Annotated in this window: 16 protein-coding genes; 12 read left to right on the forward strand and 4 right to left on the reverse strand. The window is 73.8% G+C overall.

What is annotated here, in order from left to right; genetic code table 11:
- Positions 1-72: 72 nt before the first annotated feature.
- The 6 genes from ACFWU6_RS02500 (at position 73) to ACFWU6_RS02525 (ending at position 5,560) form a co-directional block, all read left to right on the forward strand.
- Positions 73-1,047, forward strand: a complete 975-nt coding sequence (locus ACFWU6_RS02500; protein WP_383978039.1) for an NADPH:quinone oxidoreductase family protein — start codon at positions 73-75, stop codon at positions 1,045-1,047.
- Complete coding sequence (locus ACFWU6_RS02505; protein WP_383807822.1) at positions 1,044-2,234, forward strand: acyl-CoA dehydrogenase family protein; 1,191 nt, start codon at positions 1,044-1,046, stop codon at positions 2,232-2,234. The genes ACFWU6_RS02500 and ACFWU6_RS02505 overlap by 4 nt, the downstream gene beginning before the upstream one ends.
- Entirely contained in the window at positions 2,231-3,355 is a 1,125-nt protein-coding gene (locus ACFWU6_RS02510; protein ID WP_383807825.1) for an acyl-CoA dehydrogenase family protein, read from the forward strand. The genes ACFWU6_RS02505 and ACFWU6_RS02510 overlap by 4 nt, the downstream gene beginning before the upstream one ends.
- Before the next feature lie 358 nt (positions 3,356-3,713).
- Positions 3,714-4,253 carry a GNAT family N-acetyltransferase gene (locus ACFWU6_RS02515; protein ID WP_383807828.1) on the forward strand — a complete coding sequence of 180 codons (540 nt, stop codon included), beginning with the start codon at positions 3,714-3,716 and terminating at the stop codon, positions 4,251-4,253.
- A 59-nt stretch (positions 4,254-4,312) separates the two neighbouring features.
- Positions 4,313-4,681: a tyrosinase family oxidase copper chaperone gene (locus ACFWU6_RS02520; RefSeq protein ID WP_383807831.1), complete on the forward strand. Its 369-nt coding sequence runs from the start codon at positions 4,313-4,315 to the stop codon at positions 4,679-4,681.
- A 15-nt stretch (positions 4,682-4,696) separates the two neighbouring features.
- Positions 4,697-5,560 (forward strand): tyrosinase family protein, encoded by an 864-nt coding sequence (locus ACFWU6_RS02525; protein WP_383807833.1) that lies wholly within the window; start codon positions 4,697-4,699, stop codon positions 5,558-5,560.
- Between the two features lie 96 nt (positions 5,561-5,656).
- Here ACFWU6_RS02525 and ACFWU6_RS02530 read toward each other — a convergent pair whose 3' ends face one another.
- Together ACFWU6_RS02530 and ACFWU6_RS02535 are read right to left on the reverse strand one after the other, a co-directional pair.
- The gene (locus tag ACFWU6_RS02530; protein ID WP_383807836.1) at positions 5,657-5,944 is read right to left on the reverse strand and encodes a chaplin; all 288 of its coding nucleotides are present in this window, start codon (positions 5,942-5,944) and stop codon (positions 5,657-5,659) included.
- 95 nt (positions 5,945-6,039) lie between these two features.
- A complete protein-coding gene (locus ACFWU6_RS02535; protein WP_383977800.1) occupies positions 6,040-6,336 on the reverse strand; it encodes a hypothetical protein in 297 nt (98 codons plus the stop codon).
- Between the two features lie 186 nt (positions 6,337-6,522).
- On the opposite strand from ACFWU6_RS02535, the gene ACFWU6_RS02540 reads away from it, so the two are divergent.
- The 3 genes from ACFWU6_RS02540 (at position 6,523) to ACFWU6_RS02550 (ending at position 9,102) form a co-directional block, all read left to right on the forward strand.
- Entirely contained in the window at positions 6,523-8,061 is a 1,539-nt protein-coding gene (locus tag ACFWU6_RS02540; protein WP_383977803.1) for a carboxylesterase/lipase family protein, read from the forward strand.
- Positions 8,062-8,133: 72 nt separating this feature from the next.
- Positions 8,134-8,700, forward strand: coding sequence for an EF-hand domain-containing protein (locus ACFWU6_RS02545; RefSeq protein ID WP_383807845.1), 567 nt, complete (start codon positions 8,134-8,136; stop codon positions 8,698-8,700).
- A 162-nt stretch (positions 8,701-8,862) separates the two neighbouring features.
- Complete coding sequence (locus ACFWU6_RS02550; RefSeq protein ID WP_383807848.1) at positions 8,863-9,102, forward strand: hypothetical protein; 240 nt, start codon at positions 8,863-8,865, stop codon at positions 9,100-9,102.
- 87 nt (positions 9,103-9,189) lie between these two features.
- Here the strand turns inward: ACFWU6_RS02550 and ACFWU6_RS02555 are convergent, their stop codons facing one another.
- Both ACFWU6_RS02555 and ACFWU6_RS02560 read right to left on the reverse strand, forming a co-directional pair.
- Complete coding sequence (locus ACFWU6_RS02555; RefSeq protein WP_383807851.1) at positions 9,190-10,494, reverse strand: alpha/beta hydrolase; 1,305 nt, start codon at positions 10,492-10,494, stop codon at positions 9,190-9,192.
- Positions 10,495-10,692: 198 nt separating this feature from the next.
- Complete coding sequence (locus ACFWU6_RS02560) at positions 10,693-11,379, reverse strand: GNAT family N-acetyltransferase (RefSeq protein WP_383807854.1); 687 nt, start codon at positions 11,377-11,379, stop codon at positions 10,693-10,695.
- Positions 11,380-11,985: 606 nt separating this feature from the next.
- On the opposite strand from ACFWU6_RS02560, the gene ACFWU6_RS02565 reads away from it, so the two are divergent.
- The 3 genes from ACFWU6_RS02565 (at position 11,986) to ACFWU6_RS02575 (ending at position 13,831) form a co-directional block, all read left to right on the forward strand.
- A complete protein-coding gene (locus ACFWU6_RS02565) occupies positions 11,986-12,396 on the forward strand; it encodes a DUF6153 family protein (RefSeq protein ID WP_383977806.1) in 411 nt (136 codons plus the stop codon).
- Positions 12,397-12,517: 121 nt separating this feature from the next.
- Positions 12,518-13,144, forward strand: a complete 627-nt coding sequence (locus ACFWU6_RS02570) for a DUF305 domain-containing protein (protein ID WP_383977809.1) — start codon at positions 12,518-12,520, stop codon at positions 13,142-13,144.
- A 165-nt stretch (positions 13,145-13,309) separates the two neighbouring features.
- On the forward strand, positions 13,310-13,831 hold the full coding sequence (locus tag ACFWU6_RS02575) for a DUF4396 domain-containing protein (protein ID WP_383977812.1): 522 nt from the start codon (positions 13,310-13,312) through the stop codon (positions 13,829-13,831).
- The last annotated feature ends 43 nt before the right edge of the window (positions 13,832-13,874 follow it).

Here is a 13,874-nt window from a genome sequence, read left to right on the forward strand (position 1 = left end):
TTCACAGGATGGCAAGCAACCGCTTAGTATGCGCCCGGAGTGTGGTTCCTCGACGGCGGCTGGAGGCCCCGGATGCAGGCATGGCGAGTACATACCCCCGGTGAGCCCCGTGAGGCCATGCGCCTCGAAGAGGTTCCGCAGCCGGTGCCCGGCGAGGGCGAGGTGAGACTCCGGGTGCTCGCCGCCAACGTCAACTTCCCCGACGCGCTGCTCTGCCGCGGGCAGTACCAGATCCGTCCCCCCCTGCCCTTCACCCCCGGCGTCGAGGTCTGCGCCGAGACGGAGGACGGCCGCCGCGTCATCGCCAACCCGAGCCTTCCGCACGGAGGGTTCGCCGAGTACGTCACCGCACCCGCGCGCGCCCTGCTCCCCGCCCCGGACTCCCTCGACGACGCCGAGGCCGCCGCCCTGCACATCGGCTACCAGACGGGCTGGTTCGGACTCCACCGCCGGGCCCGGCTGAAGAGCGGCGAGACCCTCCTCGTGCACGCCGCCGCCGGCGGGGTCGGCAGCGCCGCCGTCCAGCTCGGCAAAGCCGCCGGAGCCACCGTCATCGGGGTCGTCGGCGGCAAGGCCAAGGCGCGCACCGCCGAGGAACTCGGCTGCGACCTGGTGATCGACCGTACGTCCGAGGACCTCATCGCCCGCGTCAAGGAGTTCACCGCCGGCCGCGGCGCCGACGTGGTCTACGACCCGGTCGGCGGCGACGCCTACACCGCCTCCGCCAAGTGCGTGGCCTTCGAGGGCCGCATCGTCGTCGTCGGCTTCGCCAGCGGCACCGTCCCCGCCCCGGCGCTCAACCACGCCCTGGTGAAGAACTACTCCGTCCTCGGCCTGCACTGGGGGCTGTACGCCACCAAGGAGCCCGCCGCCATCGGCGCCTGCCACGCCGAACTGACCCGGCTCGCCGCCACGGGCGCCATCGCACCGCTGATCAGCGAACGGGTCCCGCTCGCCGGAGCAGCCGACGCCGTGCAGCGCGTCGCCGACGGCACCACCACCGGCCGCCTGGTCGTCGTACCCGCCCTGGACGGAGCAGCGCGATGACCGCCACCGCCGAGGACCTGCGCACCCGCGTACGGGAACTGCTCGCCGCGCACCCCGTCACGGAAACCGCCCGAGCCGACTTCCTGCGGGCCCGCTTCGACGCCGGACTGGCCTGGGTGCACTACCCCGAGGGCCTGGGCGGACTCGGCGCCCCCCGCTCCCTCCAGAGCGTCGTCGACGCCGAACTGGAGGCCGCCGGAGCTCCCGACAACGACCCGCGGCGGATCGGCATCGGCCTGGGCATGGCCGCCCCCACCCTCCTCGCCTACGGCACGCAGGAGCAGAAGCGCCGCTTCCTGCGCCCCCTGTGGGTGGGCGAGGAGGTCTGGTGCCAGCTCTTCAGCGAGCCGGGCGCGGGCTCCGACCTCGCCGCACTCGGCACCCGCGCCGTCCTCGACGAGGCGTCCGGCGACTGGATCGTCGACGGCCAGAAGGTGTGGACCTCCAGCGCCCACACCGCCCGCTGGGCCATCCTGATCGCCCGCACCGACCCGGCGCTGCCCAAGCACCGGGGCATCACCTACTTCCTCTGCGACATGCACGCGCCCGGCGTCGAGGTCCGGCCGCTGCGCCAGATCACCGGCGAGGCCGAGTTCAACGAAGTCTTCCTCACCGGGGTCCGCATCCCCGACGCCCACCGCCTCGGCCCCGTCGGCGAGGGCTGGGCGGTCGCCCGCACCACCCTGATGAACGAACGGGTCTCCATCGGCGGGATGCGCATCCCGCGCGAGGGCGGCATGATCGCCCCGGTCGCCGCCGCCTGGCGCGAGCGCCCCGCCCTGCGCACCCACGCCCTCCACCAGCGCCTGCTGGAGCTGTGGGTCGAGGCCGAGGTGGCCCGCCTCACCGGCGAACGGCTGCGCCAGCAGCTCGTCGCCGGACAGCCCGGCCCCGAGGGCTCGGGGATGAAGCTCACCTTCGCCCGCCTCAACCAGGAGATCAGCGGTCTGGAGGTCGAACTCCTCGGTGAGGAGGGACTGCTGTACGAGGACTGGACCATGAGCCGGCCCGAACTCGTCGACTTCACCGGCCGCGACGCCGGCTACCGCTACCTGCGCGCCAAGGGCAACAGCATCGAGGGCGGCACCAGCGAAATCCTCCTCAACATCGTCGCCGAACGCGTCCTCGGCCTGCCCCCCGAACCGCGCGACGACAAGGACCTCGCCTGGAAGGACCTGGCCCGATGACCGACTCCGCCCTCCCCAGCGCCCCCCTCGACCTGCTCTACTCCGAGACCGAGGAGGAACTGCGCGCGGCCGTGCGGTCCCTGCTTGCCGACCGCTGCGACGCCGCGGCCGTCCTCGCCCGGGCCGAGAGCGGCCGCCCCCACGACCCGGCCCTGTGGCACACCCTCGCCGCGGGGATCGGAGCGGCCGGGCTGCTCGTCCCCGAGAAGCTCGGCGGCCAGGGCGCGGGCCACCGCGAGGCCGCCGTGGTGCTGGAGGAGCTGGGCCGGGCCGCGGCGCCCCTGCCGTACCTGACGAGCTCGGTGCTCGCCACCGAGATCCTGCTCGGCTGCGACACCCCCGACGTGGCGCCGCTGCTGCGGGAGCTGGCCGCCGGACGGCAGGTGTGCGCGCCCGCCCTGCCGCTGACCCTGGCCTCCGGTGCGCCCCTGCCCGCCCCCGTGCGGGACGGCGGCGGGGGAGCGCTGACCGGCACGGTCACCTCGGTCGCGGACGCGGTGGCCGCGGACGTCCTGCTCGTACTCGCCGACACCGGCCTGTACGCCGTACCGGCCGCCTCGGCCGGGCTGACCCCCCTGGTGTCGCTGGACCTCACCCGTCCGCTCGCCCGGGTCACCCTCGACGCGGCCTCCGGCACCCGGCTCGCCGACGCGGCGACGGCCCGCGCCGCCGTGGCCGGGGCCCTGTTGTCGGGGGCCGGACTGCTCGCTTCGGAACAGCTCGGGATCGCCGAGTGGTGCCTGACGGAGACCGTCCGATACGTCCGGGGACGCCACCAGTTCAACCGGCCCGTCGGCTCCTTCCAGGCGCTCAAGCACCGCCTCGCCCGGCTCTGGCTCGACGTGGCCTCGGCCCGCGCGGCGGCCCGGGCCGCCGCCGACGCCCTGGCCACCGGATCGCCCGACGCGCCGCTGACGGTGGCCGTCGCCCAGGCCTACTGCTCGGGCGTCGCGGTCCGGGCCGCCGAGGAGTGCGTCCAGCTGCACGGCGGCATCGGCATGACCTGGGAACACCCGGCCCACCTCTACCTCAAGCGCGCCAAGGCCGACTCCCTCGCCCTCGGCACGGCCGGCCACCACCGCGGCCTGGTCGCGGACTTCGCGGAGCTCCCCGCGCCGTAGGGCACGTCCGCGGGCCGCCTCCGAAGCGGGCACCCCGGGGCAGCCCGCCCGGCGGTGGCAGAGGCCGGGACCCCCGGCGCCGCGGGGCCCGTACCGCCCGAGCGTCCCGGCCCGCCGACCGGTGGGACCGGCGGGACCGGCGCTCCCGGCCGACGCCGAAGCTCGTCCGGCTGGCGGCTGGCGGCCGGCGGCCCGCGGTCGGTGGCGGGCGGCCGGCGCGGTCCACCGTGCGCCGGCTCGGCCGAACGGGGCGTGCCGGCGGCCGGACGTACGGCAGACCCCGCCGGGGCGGACCCGCGCCCCCGCCCGCCCCGGCCCCGGCTCCGGCGTGTCACGGCGCGATCCCTATGCTCACGGCATGACGGCCACCATCACCGCGCTCACCGCCGCGGACCTGCGCACGCACCGCGCCGAACTCGCCTCGCTCCTCCTGGCCACGGTCGAGGGTGGCTCCTCGCTCGGCTTCCTCAACGACCTCGACCACGCGGGCGCCGCCGACTGGTGGGACTCCCTGGTGCCCGCCGTCGAGGAGGGCTCCCTGTCGCTCTGGGTCTCCCGCACCGGGACCGACGGCCGCATCGACGGCACCGTCGGCTGGTACCGGGAGGCCAAGCCGAACGGCCGCCACCGGGCCGAGGTGCGCAAGCTGATGGTCCACCCGGCGGCCCGCGGCCGCGGCACGGCCCGGGCCCTGCTCGCCGAGGCCGAGGCGGCCGCCGCCCGCGCCGGCGTGGTGCTGCTCTTCCTGGACACCGAGACCGGCAGCGCCGCCGAGCACGTCTACCGCGCCGCCGGTTGGACCGAGGCCGGCACGATCCCCGACTACGCCACGGACCCGGCCGGCCGCCTGCACCCCACCACCTTCTTCTACAAGCACCCCCGCGCCCACGCAGGGTGACCTCGCCCGCCGCGCCGCGTTAGACGCGTAGGCACCGGCCACCGAGCGAGGGAGACCGCATGTCCGCAGCACCCGCCGCCCCACCACCGACCCGCCGCGCCGTCCTGCGCACGGCCTTCACCGCGGCCGTGCTCGCCGGGACGGCCGCCGCGCTGGCCCCCGTACTGCGCGCCCGCCGACCCCGCCAGACCCTGACCCCGGCCCCGCTGGAGGAGGAGACGTACCGCGGACGGCACATCGCCGTGGACCTCGCCGGGGTCCGCATCGACGGCCGCCCGCTCCACGTCATGCGGCGCGCCGACGGCAGCTACCTCAGCGGGATCAACCACTTCCAGTCGTACGGGACCCCCCTGGAGCTGGCCCGGGCGGCCGTCGACGAAATGGGCTCGGCCCAGCTGGCGATGGCGTCCGCCCCGCGCCACGGCTGACCGGAGGAGCCCTGCGTGTACACCAGGCAGAACCAGAAGAACCTGACCAGCGCCCAGAAGAAGCGGTTCACGGCCGCCGTGCTGGAGCTCAAGCGGAGCGGCGTGTACGACTCCTTCGTGCGCACCCACGACAAGTACTTCGTGCCCGACCGCGACCGCAAGCTGCGTGTCGGCCACATGTCCCCGTCGTTCTTCCCCTGGCACCGGCGCTACCTGCTGGAGTTCGAGAAGCAGCTCCGGGCCGTCGATCCCGGGGTGTCCGTCCCGTACTGGGACTGGACCACCGACACCAGCCCCGTCTCCCCGCTCTGGGCCGACGACTTCCTGGGCGGCACCGGCCGGGCCGACGACCGCCGGGTGATGACCGGCCCGTTCGCCTACGACAAGGGCAACTGGACGGTGACCGTGGGCATCACGGAGTCCGCCTTCCTCACCCGCAACCTGGGCCGGCCGCAGAACCCGATCGCGCTGCCCACCCCGTCCGAACTCCAGTGGGCGATCGACGACCCGGCCTACGACACCGCGCCCTGGGACTCCACCGCCACCGCCGGAGGCTTCCGCAACAAGCTGGAGGGCTGGGCCGCGCCCAGGAGCGAGCGCTGGCGCAACCACAACAAGGTCCACCAGTGGATCGGCGGGCACATGACGGGCGGCACCGCCCCCAACGACCCGGTGTTCTGGCTGCACCACGCCTTCGTGGACCTGATCTGGGACCGCTGGCAGCAGCGGCACCCCGGCTCCGGATACCTCCCCGCCGTGCCCCCCGGCCCGGGCGACCCCCAGCGCGGCCGGGTCATCGCACTCGACGAGCCGATGCCCCCGTGGGGGGTCACCCCGCGCGAGATGCTCGGGCACCGGGGGGTCTACCGCTACGAATGACGCCTGGGCCTCCGCACGGGTGACGCCCGGGGCCCGCACGGGAAAGGGCCCCCGCCGTGAGGCGGGGGCCCTTCCGTCGACCGTCAGGCCGGGTGGTCAGTGGCCGTAGCCGTTGCCCTCGGTGTGGTGCTTGTCCTCGCCGCCCGAGGCGTTGACGCAGGTGTTGCCGAACGCCGGGTTCAGCAGGGCGATCACGTTGACGGTGTTGCCGCAGACGTTGACCGGGACGTGCACCGGCACCTGGACCAGGTTGCCCGACAGGACACCGGGGGAGCCGACCGCCGCACCGTGCGCTCCGGCATCGGCGACGGCCAGACCGGCGCCGGCGGCCACGACGCTACCGGCGGCGGCGGTGATGGCGAATGCCTTCACGATACGCGACATCAAGATCTCCTCAAGGGATGTGGGGCGCCGCAGACTCTGCGGCATTTGACATGGCATACAACGCAAGGATGGCCAAGGGGTCACGGTCCCTGGGCCTACCCGGTGACGGAGAAGCGGACGGAGGCGAAGTACGGGCGCACCTGGGTGACCGCCCCGGGTCGCAGCACCTGCACGGCCGGGCCCGCGCAGCCCGGCTCCCGGTAGAGCGTCGCCGTGCCCCGGGTGTGGTTCGTGACGGCCCGGGCGCCACCGCCCTCCGCCTCGACACAGCCCTTCGGCGCGGTCAGCCCGTGCACCCGGTCGTCCTGGCCGAGGTACTGGAAGTCCGGCCCGTCGGCGGCCCGGGCCGGTCCGCCGGCCAGCGCCGCGGCCGTCAGCAGCGCGGCGGGCACCGCTGCCGACCGGAGGGCGCGGCGCGCGGCGCGGGGGACCGGCGGAAGGGGCAGGGGTCGCAGGCAGCGCAGGGGGGACTGCGTGAGGGATCGCGTGAGGAACCGCGTGAGGGATCGCATGCCGGACCAACCGGGACGCGCCCGGGCCCGGTCACGCCTTGTCACCCCCGGGACGGCTGTGCGAGCGTGCGCGGACCGAAGGCGTCGGAGCAACGGATTCCAGGAGGACGGGATGAGTGCAGCGGGCGCCCCCGCCGCCGGGCCCGGCGGCGACGGCCGTCGGCCCCGGGTCAGGACCGGGTACGGCACGGTGGAGGCCGGTCGGGGGCCGACGGGAGCGCCGTCTTCCTCGGCGTCCCCTACGCGGCGCCGCCGGTCGGCGCCCTCCGCTTCGCGGCTCCCGCGCCCCCCGCCGCCTGGGACGGCGTCCGGGACGCCGGGGCGTACGGGCCCACCGCGCCCAAAGTCCCCTACCCGGCTCCCTTCGCGGCACTGCTGCCCGACCCGGAGATCCCCGGCGACGACTGCCTCAGCGTCAACGTGTGGACGCCCGAACCGGCGGCGGACGCCCGGCTGCCCGTCATGGTGTGGATCCACGGCGGATCGCTGACCCGGGGCTCCTCCGCCGTGCCGGTCTACGACGGCTCTGCCTTCGCCCGCGACGCAGTGGTGCTGGTCTCCTTCAACTACCGGCTCGGCGTCCTCGGTTACGGCCTCTTTCCCGATGCGCCCGCCAACCGCGGGCTGCTGGACCAGATCGCCGCCCTGGAGTGGGTCCGGGACAACATCGCGGCCTTCGGCGGGGATCCCGCCCGCGTCACCGTCTCCGGCGAGTCCGCCGGGGCCATCAGCGTCGGCGCCCTGCTCGCCGCCCCCCGCGCCGCCGGTCTCTTCACCCGGGCCGTCCTGCAGAGCGGGGCACCCGAGGTGCTGCCGCGCGCCCGGGTGCGGACCACGGTCCGGCGGATGGCGTCGCTGCTCGCGGCGGACGCCACCGCGAAGGCCTTCACCGCCGTACCCCTGCCGGCGCTCCTCGCCGCGCAGGCCGCCGTCCTGCGCAGGTCGGGTCCCCTGCTCGGCGGCCCGTCCCTCGGTCTGGTCACCGACCCGGACACGCTGCCCCAAGACCCCCTCGACGCCCTGGCCGGGCAGGCCGTCTCCGCCGACGTGCCCCTGCTGCTGGGCTGGACCCGGGAGGAGCACCGGCTCTGGCTGGCGCCCACGGGAGGGCTGCGGGCTCTCGACAGGCGGGGCCCCCTCGCCGTCGAGTTGGCCCGGCGGCGCGCCGGCAAGGACCGCTCCGCCGTACGGGCGCTGCGCGCCGCCCTGCCCGGGGCGGGCCCGGCCGAGCTCGCGGGGCAGCTGCTCACCGACCGGCGGCTGCGGGACCCGCTGCGGCGCCTCGCCGGCGCGCACCGGGCCGCGCCGAGCTTCCTCTACGAATTCGGCTGGCCGTCCGCAATCCCGGGCCTGGGGTCCTGCCACGGCCTGGAGCTGGGCTTCGTCTTCGACACCCTCGACGTGCCGGAGTCCGCGTGGCTGACCGGGCCGGACGCCCCCCGGGAGCTGGCCCGCGAGATGCACGCGGCCTGGGTGCGCTTCGCCACGGCGGGGGACCCCGGCTGGGAGCCCTGGGACGGCTCCGCCCCGCCGAAGGCCTTCACCGCTGCGACTGACCGGCGGCTGCCCGGCAGCGGTGTTCCCGTGGTCTTCGAGCGACCCTGACGTCACCTATGGTGGTCGCTCGATCGCCGTACGTGGCGGCAAGCGGTCGGTTCCGTTCGGAGAGGGCTGTTCATGGCCAGTGTGTTCCAGCAGCGCAAGATCCAGGGCATGTTCGACGCGTTCGACGCGGACGGGGACGGCTACCTGCGGCGGGGTGACTTCGAAGCCCTCGCGGCCCGCTGGGGCCGACTACCCGGAGTGGGGCCGGGTACGGAACTGCGCGCCCGGGTCGAGGCCGTCGTCATGGGCTGGTGGGAGGGGCTGGTGGCGGTCGCCGACGCCGACGACGACGGCAGGGTCGATTTCGACGAGCTCCTCGTGCTGGTGGACCGGCTGCCCTCGATGGCCGGGGCCGTCACGGCCACCGCGGACACCGTCTTCGACGCCGTGGACGAGAACGGGGACGGCCGGATCTCCCGCACCGAGCACCGCCGGCTCATCGAGACCTGGAGCGGTCGGGCGGTCGACACCGACGAGGTGTTCGGCCTGCTCGACCTGGACGGCGACGGGTACCTCAGCCGTGCGGAGTTCGCCGTCCTGTGGTCGCAGTTCTGGATCGGCGACGACCCTTCGGAGCCCGGAAACCTGGTCTGCGGACGCATTCCCCGGCAGGGGTCCGCCCGCCCGGACGACGTGTGATGCCGGACGACGTGTGATGCCGGACGGGGCGTGATGCCGGACGGTGAGGGATACCGGACGGTGCGGGATACCCGCGGGCGCCGGGGTTCCCGGCGGCCGAGCGGGGCAGGCGGAGGTCAGCACCACGGATGTGAACCGTGGGACCGACCGAGGAGGACCGCCATGACCAGCGCCCCGGAGCCCGAGCTCCCGCCGCGCGTGCCGGAGAGCCGCGACCCCGTCACCCCGGACCTGCCGCCGGTCGGGCCGGTCGCCCCGGACCTCGCGGACGCGGCAGCCGACCGGCCCGGACCCGACGACCCCGGCAAGGGCGAGGGGCAGCGGGCCGAGGGCCAGGAGGCCGAGGGGGCGGAGCCGGCAGCCGGCCCGGGCAACCGCCCGCCCGAGGAGCCCGCGGACTAGACCCTCCGCGGACTGGACCCCCGCGGACTGGGCCCCCGCGGGCTGGGCCCTCAGCCGGGGTGGTCACCGGGGCGGACGGACCCGGGACTACTCCACGGGCCCTTCCATGACCTTGCTGATCTCCTGGATGGGGCCCTCGCCCATGTTCGGGACGTAGGTCTTGGCGTTGTGCTGGCCGCCCTTGATGATCCTCAGGCTGGTGTGGACGGGTCCCTTGCCGTAGGTGGCGATGAACTTCTGCACGTCGGGGAGGGTCTTCTTGTTGTTCTCGCTGTCCCCGACCTGGAAGGCGAGGTACACGTCCGGACCCTTGCGGTCGATGAGCTGCTTCGCCAGCAGCTCCGGGTTGTTCTCGGCCTTCTCCTTGTCGTGGCCCTTCCACAGGGAGGAGTCCGGGACGATGTCAGGGCCCGAGGCGATCACGGCCTTGAACTTGTCCGGGTGCTTCAGCACGGCCTTCATGCCTGCGAAGCCGCCGGTGGAGGAGCCCATGAAGGCCCAGCCGTCACGGGACTTGACCGTGCGGAAGTTCTCCCTCATCAGGTCCGGGACGTCCTCGGTGAGCCAGGTCCCCATCTTGGGCTGGCCGGGGATGTCCGAGCCGTCCCAGTAGACGCCCTTGTCGTCCGGCCCGGGGTTGAGCACCGGCATGGCCAGGATGAAGGGCTTGCTCTTGCCCTCCGCGTACCACTTGCCGATGCTGGTCTGGAGCCCCAGGTCGGTGCCCATCCAGTAGTTGGTCGGGAAGCCGGCGCCGCCCGGGAGTGCGATCATGACCGGGAAGCCGCTCTTGGCGAACTTCGGGTCGTTGTACTCCTTGGGCGCCCAGACCCACACCTTGCCCTTGAAGCCGGACTTCTTGCCGTCCAGCGTCGTGACGGCGACGTGCGTCCCGTCCGCCAGGGTCATCGAGTTCTTGAAGTCGGCCTTCGGGCCCGTGGGCATCAGCATCTTGGAGCTGACCGGCTGCTGGGCCGCCGCCCCGCCCGTCTTTCCCGCACCGTCCGAGGGAGGCCCGCCGAAGGACACGGCCGCGCCCTTGTCGGTGAAGGGGGGTATCTCGAAGTGGTTCATCACCAGTGCCGCGACACCCGCGAGCGCGAGGACGGAGCCACCCGCGACCAGCCAGCGCCGCACGCGCGACTTGCGCGGCGGTTCCGGCTCCTGCCCGTACGGCAGTTGCTCGTACCGCTGGGTGTCGTCCGGCTGCCGGTGGTCCTGCTGCTCGTACGGCTGCCGGTCGTACCGCTGCTGTTCGTACGGCGGCTGGGGCGCTCCGTAAGGCGGGGGCCGCTGACCGTACTGCTGCCCCCCGTGCGGGGGCTGCGGCCGGGGCGGCTGTCCCTCCGGCCGGTACGGCTGGTCCTGCTGCCCGTCGGGTGCGTACGACATGTGCGGTGTCTCTCCGGCTGGTGCTGCCCCGGCGGGGCGGGGTGGTCTGGCGGTGTGTTCCTTCCGTTCGAAGGATGAGCAAAAGCATGCCAGGGTTCCCTTTTTTTCCTTCTTTTGGGGTGCCCTGGGCAAGGTCATTGCCCAGGGCACCAGACGGACCCGCGGAGTCCTCGCCTGCCGACGCGCCCTGTCACAGCACTAGGCGGGAACCAGGGTCTTGCGACGCCGCCTGCGCTGCACGGCGGGGGGCAGCCTCAGCTCGATGGCCGACCGTACGGTCGGCCACTCCTCGTCGAGGACGGAGTAGAAGGCGGTGCTGCGGACCGCGCCGTCCAGCCCCCGCGAGTGGGCCCGGCGTACCCCCTCGCAGGTGAAGCCCAGGCGTTCCATGGCGGCCCGCGACCGGCCGTTGCGGGCGTCCGCGCGCAGCGAGATCCGCCGCACCCCCCAGGTCTCGAAGGCGTGGCGGAGCATGAGCAGCTTCGCCTCGGTGTTGATGCCGGTTCCCTGGGCGCCCGGGGACAGCCAGGTATTGCCGATCTCGGCGGCATCGGGGATCGCCGCCACCGGATCGCCGAACGGGACCCCGGGCACGGCGGGCCACACCAGGGGCCCCTGCCAGTAGTCGAGTTCGAGGAAGCGGGTCGAACCGACGACCCGCCCGTCGGTGGCTCTGACCACCGCGAACGGGAGCGATCGACCCGCCGCCTGATCGGCGAGGGCACGGTCGATGTACTCGTGGGACGCCTGCACACCGTGGGGCACGGGGGTGAAGGCGTACGTCGTACGATCCTCGGCCCCGGCCAGGGCCAGGGCCTCGGTGTGGTGGGGGGCGAGGGGCTCGAGCCGCACGGTGCGGCCGGCGAGGAGTACGGGTACGGGCACGGAGCCTTCGGTCCTTCTGGGCGGTGGGGTGGTTGCACAGTCTGCGTCCCTGACGTCGCCCCCCGTGCAAAACACGAGTGAAAGGCAACGGGCTGTCAGGTGAACGCGAGCGGCTCAATGTAGCCCCTGGAAGTCCTCTCATGAACCCCCGGTTCGGCATCGGCGCGCGCCGCTCTTCCGGCGGCTCCGGCCCCCGTGCCGGGGAGCCCGCCATCCCGGTCCACGAAGCACCGTTCACCCACCCGATGCGAGCCCCCCGGACGGCCGCACCCAGGGCCGCCGGCTACCGGGTCGCACCCTCTGAGCTGCGCGGATGCGGGGAAAGGTCCGGTGATCCCGGGCAAGCCCCTGCCGGCGGATCCGGCGGACGACCGCGCGGCTCTCCCCGACCGGCCGGGCATCGAACAGGTGGTCGTCGGCGGAGTGTCCACGGGCGGGCGGCCAGCCGTGGCGCTGCGACTGCGCCACCCGTGTCCGGTGCGCGCTCTGTCCTGTTCCGAACCCTCGACCACGCGAGCCGTGGTGGAGACCGCCACCTCTCACGCCGTCGGTGCATCCGGCCGGCAGGGGAAGCGGAGTCGCCGGGTCGGGTCGTACGATGACCGCATGATCAGCATGATGCAGCCGTCGAGCCGCCGCCCGGCCGGGCGCGGCTTCGTGCTGCTGGTGCTGGCGGTGCTGGCCGGTGTGCTGGCGATGCACGGCTTCGCGTCAGGGCCCGCTCCCGCGAAGGCGCCGGCGGCCGTCAGCGGCCACGTCATGGCGACGGCCCACGACGGAGCCGACCGGCAGGTGGCGGGGGCCTGCTCGCACACCGATGGCGGAACGGGCCACGCGGAGCACGCGGACGCCGCGTGCGCGGCGGCCGGTGTCAGCGCTCCCTACGCGCCTCCCGTCCTGGCCGCGGCCCTCGACGCCGGGTCCGTGCCCATGGCGCCGCCGGGCAGCGCGTCGGGACTCATCGAGGGGGGTCGGGCGCCGCCCGACCTCGCCGAGCTGCAACTCCTGCGGATATAGGACCGCCCGCACGGCACCTCCTCGCCCCGGCCCGGGCCGGTGCGGGATGTCGTGCTCCCGCGCATCCTCATTCCGCATCGGCGCCCGCCCGCGCGGCGGCGCATCAAGGAGTCGCACCACCATGAACACCAACCGTTCCCCCATCCGCCGCGGCGCCGCTGTGGCGGCCGCCGGTGCGGCCGCTCTCGTCCTCGCCGCCTGCGGGTCGACCGGCGACAACCCGACCGGGCACGACGGCCACGCATCGAAGCCGCCGGCCGCCTCCGCAGCGGCCGCGCAGGGGCAGCACAACGCCGCCGACATCGCGTTCGCCCAAGGGATGATCCCCCACCACCGCCAGGCCGTGGAGATGGCGGACCTCGCGCCCGCCAGGGCCGAGTCCGCCGAGGTCAAGAAGCTCGCGGAGGAGATCAAGAAGGCCCAGGAACCGGAGGTCAAGACGCTTTCCCGCTGGCTGGCGTCCTGGGGCGAGCGGGTTCCCGCCGAGGGGGCCATGGACCACTCGGCGCACGGCACGGCCGGGATGATGACGGCCGAGGAGATGGACGAGCTGAAGAACTCCTCGGGCAAGGCGTTCGACACCGCCTTCATGCAGCTCATGATCAAGCACCACGAAGGCGCCGTGGCGATGGCGAAGACGGAGAAGTCCGAAGGTTCCTTCCCCGACGCCAAGACCATGGCGGCGGCCGTCATCACCTCCCAGACCGCCGAGATCACCAGGATGAACGACCTGCTCGGCGAGGGCTGACCCACCCGGCGGAGGGGTGTACCGGGCCTGGGCGGCCCCGTGTACCCCTCCGCTTTTTGTCGACTCCACTCCAGTCGGAATACCCCCAGGGGGTATATGGTTCTGGTGTGGGCGGGTCCGCGGGAACGGGGTCACACTGGACGGACGGGATTGGGGATGACGGTCATGGACCACAGCGCACACCACACCAGCACTGCTCACGACCACAGCGCGCACCAGGGGCGCGCGGGTCACACCCGGCGGCAGAAGGGCGGGGTGACCTGGGGGGCCGCCGCGAAGGCGACGCTGCACTGCCTGACCGGATGTGTGATCGGCGAGATCCTCGGCATGGTCATCGGTACCGCCCTGATGTGGGGCAACGTCCAGACGATGGTCCTGGCGATCACGCTGGCGTTCGTCTTCGGGTACTCCTTCACCCTCTTCGCGGTCCGTCGGGCCGGACTGGGCTGGAAGAGCGCGATCAAGGTCGCGCTGGCCGCGGACACCGTCTCGATCGCGGTGATGGAACTCGTCGACAACGGCATCATCGCCCTGACGCCCGGGGCGATGGACGCCCACCTGTCGGACGCGCTGTTCTGGACGGCGCTGCTGGGCGGCTTCGCCGTCGCCTTCGTGATCACGACGCCGGTCAACAAGTGGATGATCGGCCGCGGCAAGGGCCACGCCGTCGTCCACGCCTACCACTGACCGCGGCCGGCCGGTTCCGTACCCGGCCACACCGTGAGGTGGG

Source organism: Streptomyces sp. NPDC058674, from assembly GCF_042716505.1.
Taxonomy (GTDB): Bacteria; Actinomycetota; Actinomycetes; order Streptomycetales; family Streptomycetaceae; genus Streptomyces.

Excerpts from the sequence above, each read along its gene's own strand:
- ACFWU6_RS02555 (WP_383807851.1), bottom strand. The coding sequence starts at position 10,494 with ATGTCGTACGCACCCGACGGGCAGCAGGACCAGCCGTACCGGCCGGAG.
- ACFWU6_RS02515 (WP_383807828.1), top strand. The coding sequence starts at position 3,714 with ATGACGGCCACCATCACCGCGCTCACCGCCGCGGACCTGCGCACGCAC.
- ACFWU6_RS02505 (WP_383807822.1), top strand. The coding sequence starts at position 1,044 with ATGACCGCCACCGCCGAGGACCTGCGCACCCGCGTACGGGAACTGCTC.
- ACFWU6_RS02530 (WP_383807836.1), bottom strand. The coding sequence starts at position 5,944 with ATGTCGCGTATCGTGAAGGCATTCGCCATCACCGCCGCCGCCGGTAGC.
- ACFWU6_RS02510 (WP_383807825.1), top strand. The coding sequence starts at position 2,231 with ATGACCGACTCCGCCCTCCCCAGCGCCCCCCTCGACCTGCTCTACTCC.
- ACFWU6_RS02570 (WP_383977809.1), top strand. The coding sequence starts at position 12,518 with ATGAACACCAACCGTTCCCCCATCCGCCGCGGCGCCGCTGTGGCGGCC.
- ACFWU6_RS02565 (WP_383977806.1), top strand. The coding sequence starts at position 11,986 with ATGATCAGCATGATGCAGCCGTCGAGCCGCCGCCCGGCCGGGCGCGGC.
- ACFWU6_RS02575 (WP_383977812.1), top strand. The coding sequence starts at position 13,310 with ATGGACCACAGCGCACACCACACCAGCACTGCTCACGACCACAGCGCG.
- ACFWU6_RS02550 (WP_383807848.1), top strand. The coding sequence starts at position 8,863 with ATGACCAGCGCCCCGGAGCCCGAGCTCCCGCCGCGCGTGCCGGAGAGC.
- ACFWU6_RS02520 (WP_383807831.1), top strand. The coding sequence starts at position 4,313 with ATGTCCGCAGCACCCGCCGCCCCACCACCGACCCGCCGCGCCGTCCTG.
- ACFWU6_RS02545 (WP_383807845.1), top strand. The coding sequence starts at position 8,134 with ATGGCCAGTGTGTTCCAGCAGCGCAAGATCCAGGGCATGTTCGACGCG.
- ACFWU6_RS02500 (WP_383978039.1), top strand. The coding sequence starts at position 73 with ATGCAGGCATGGCGAGTACATACCCCCGGTGAGCCCCGTGAGGCCATG.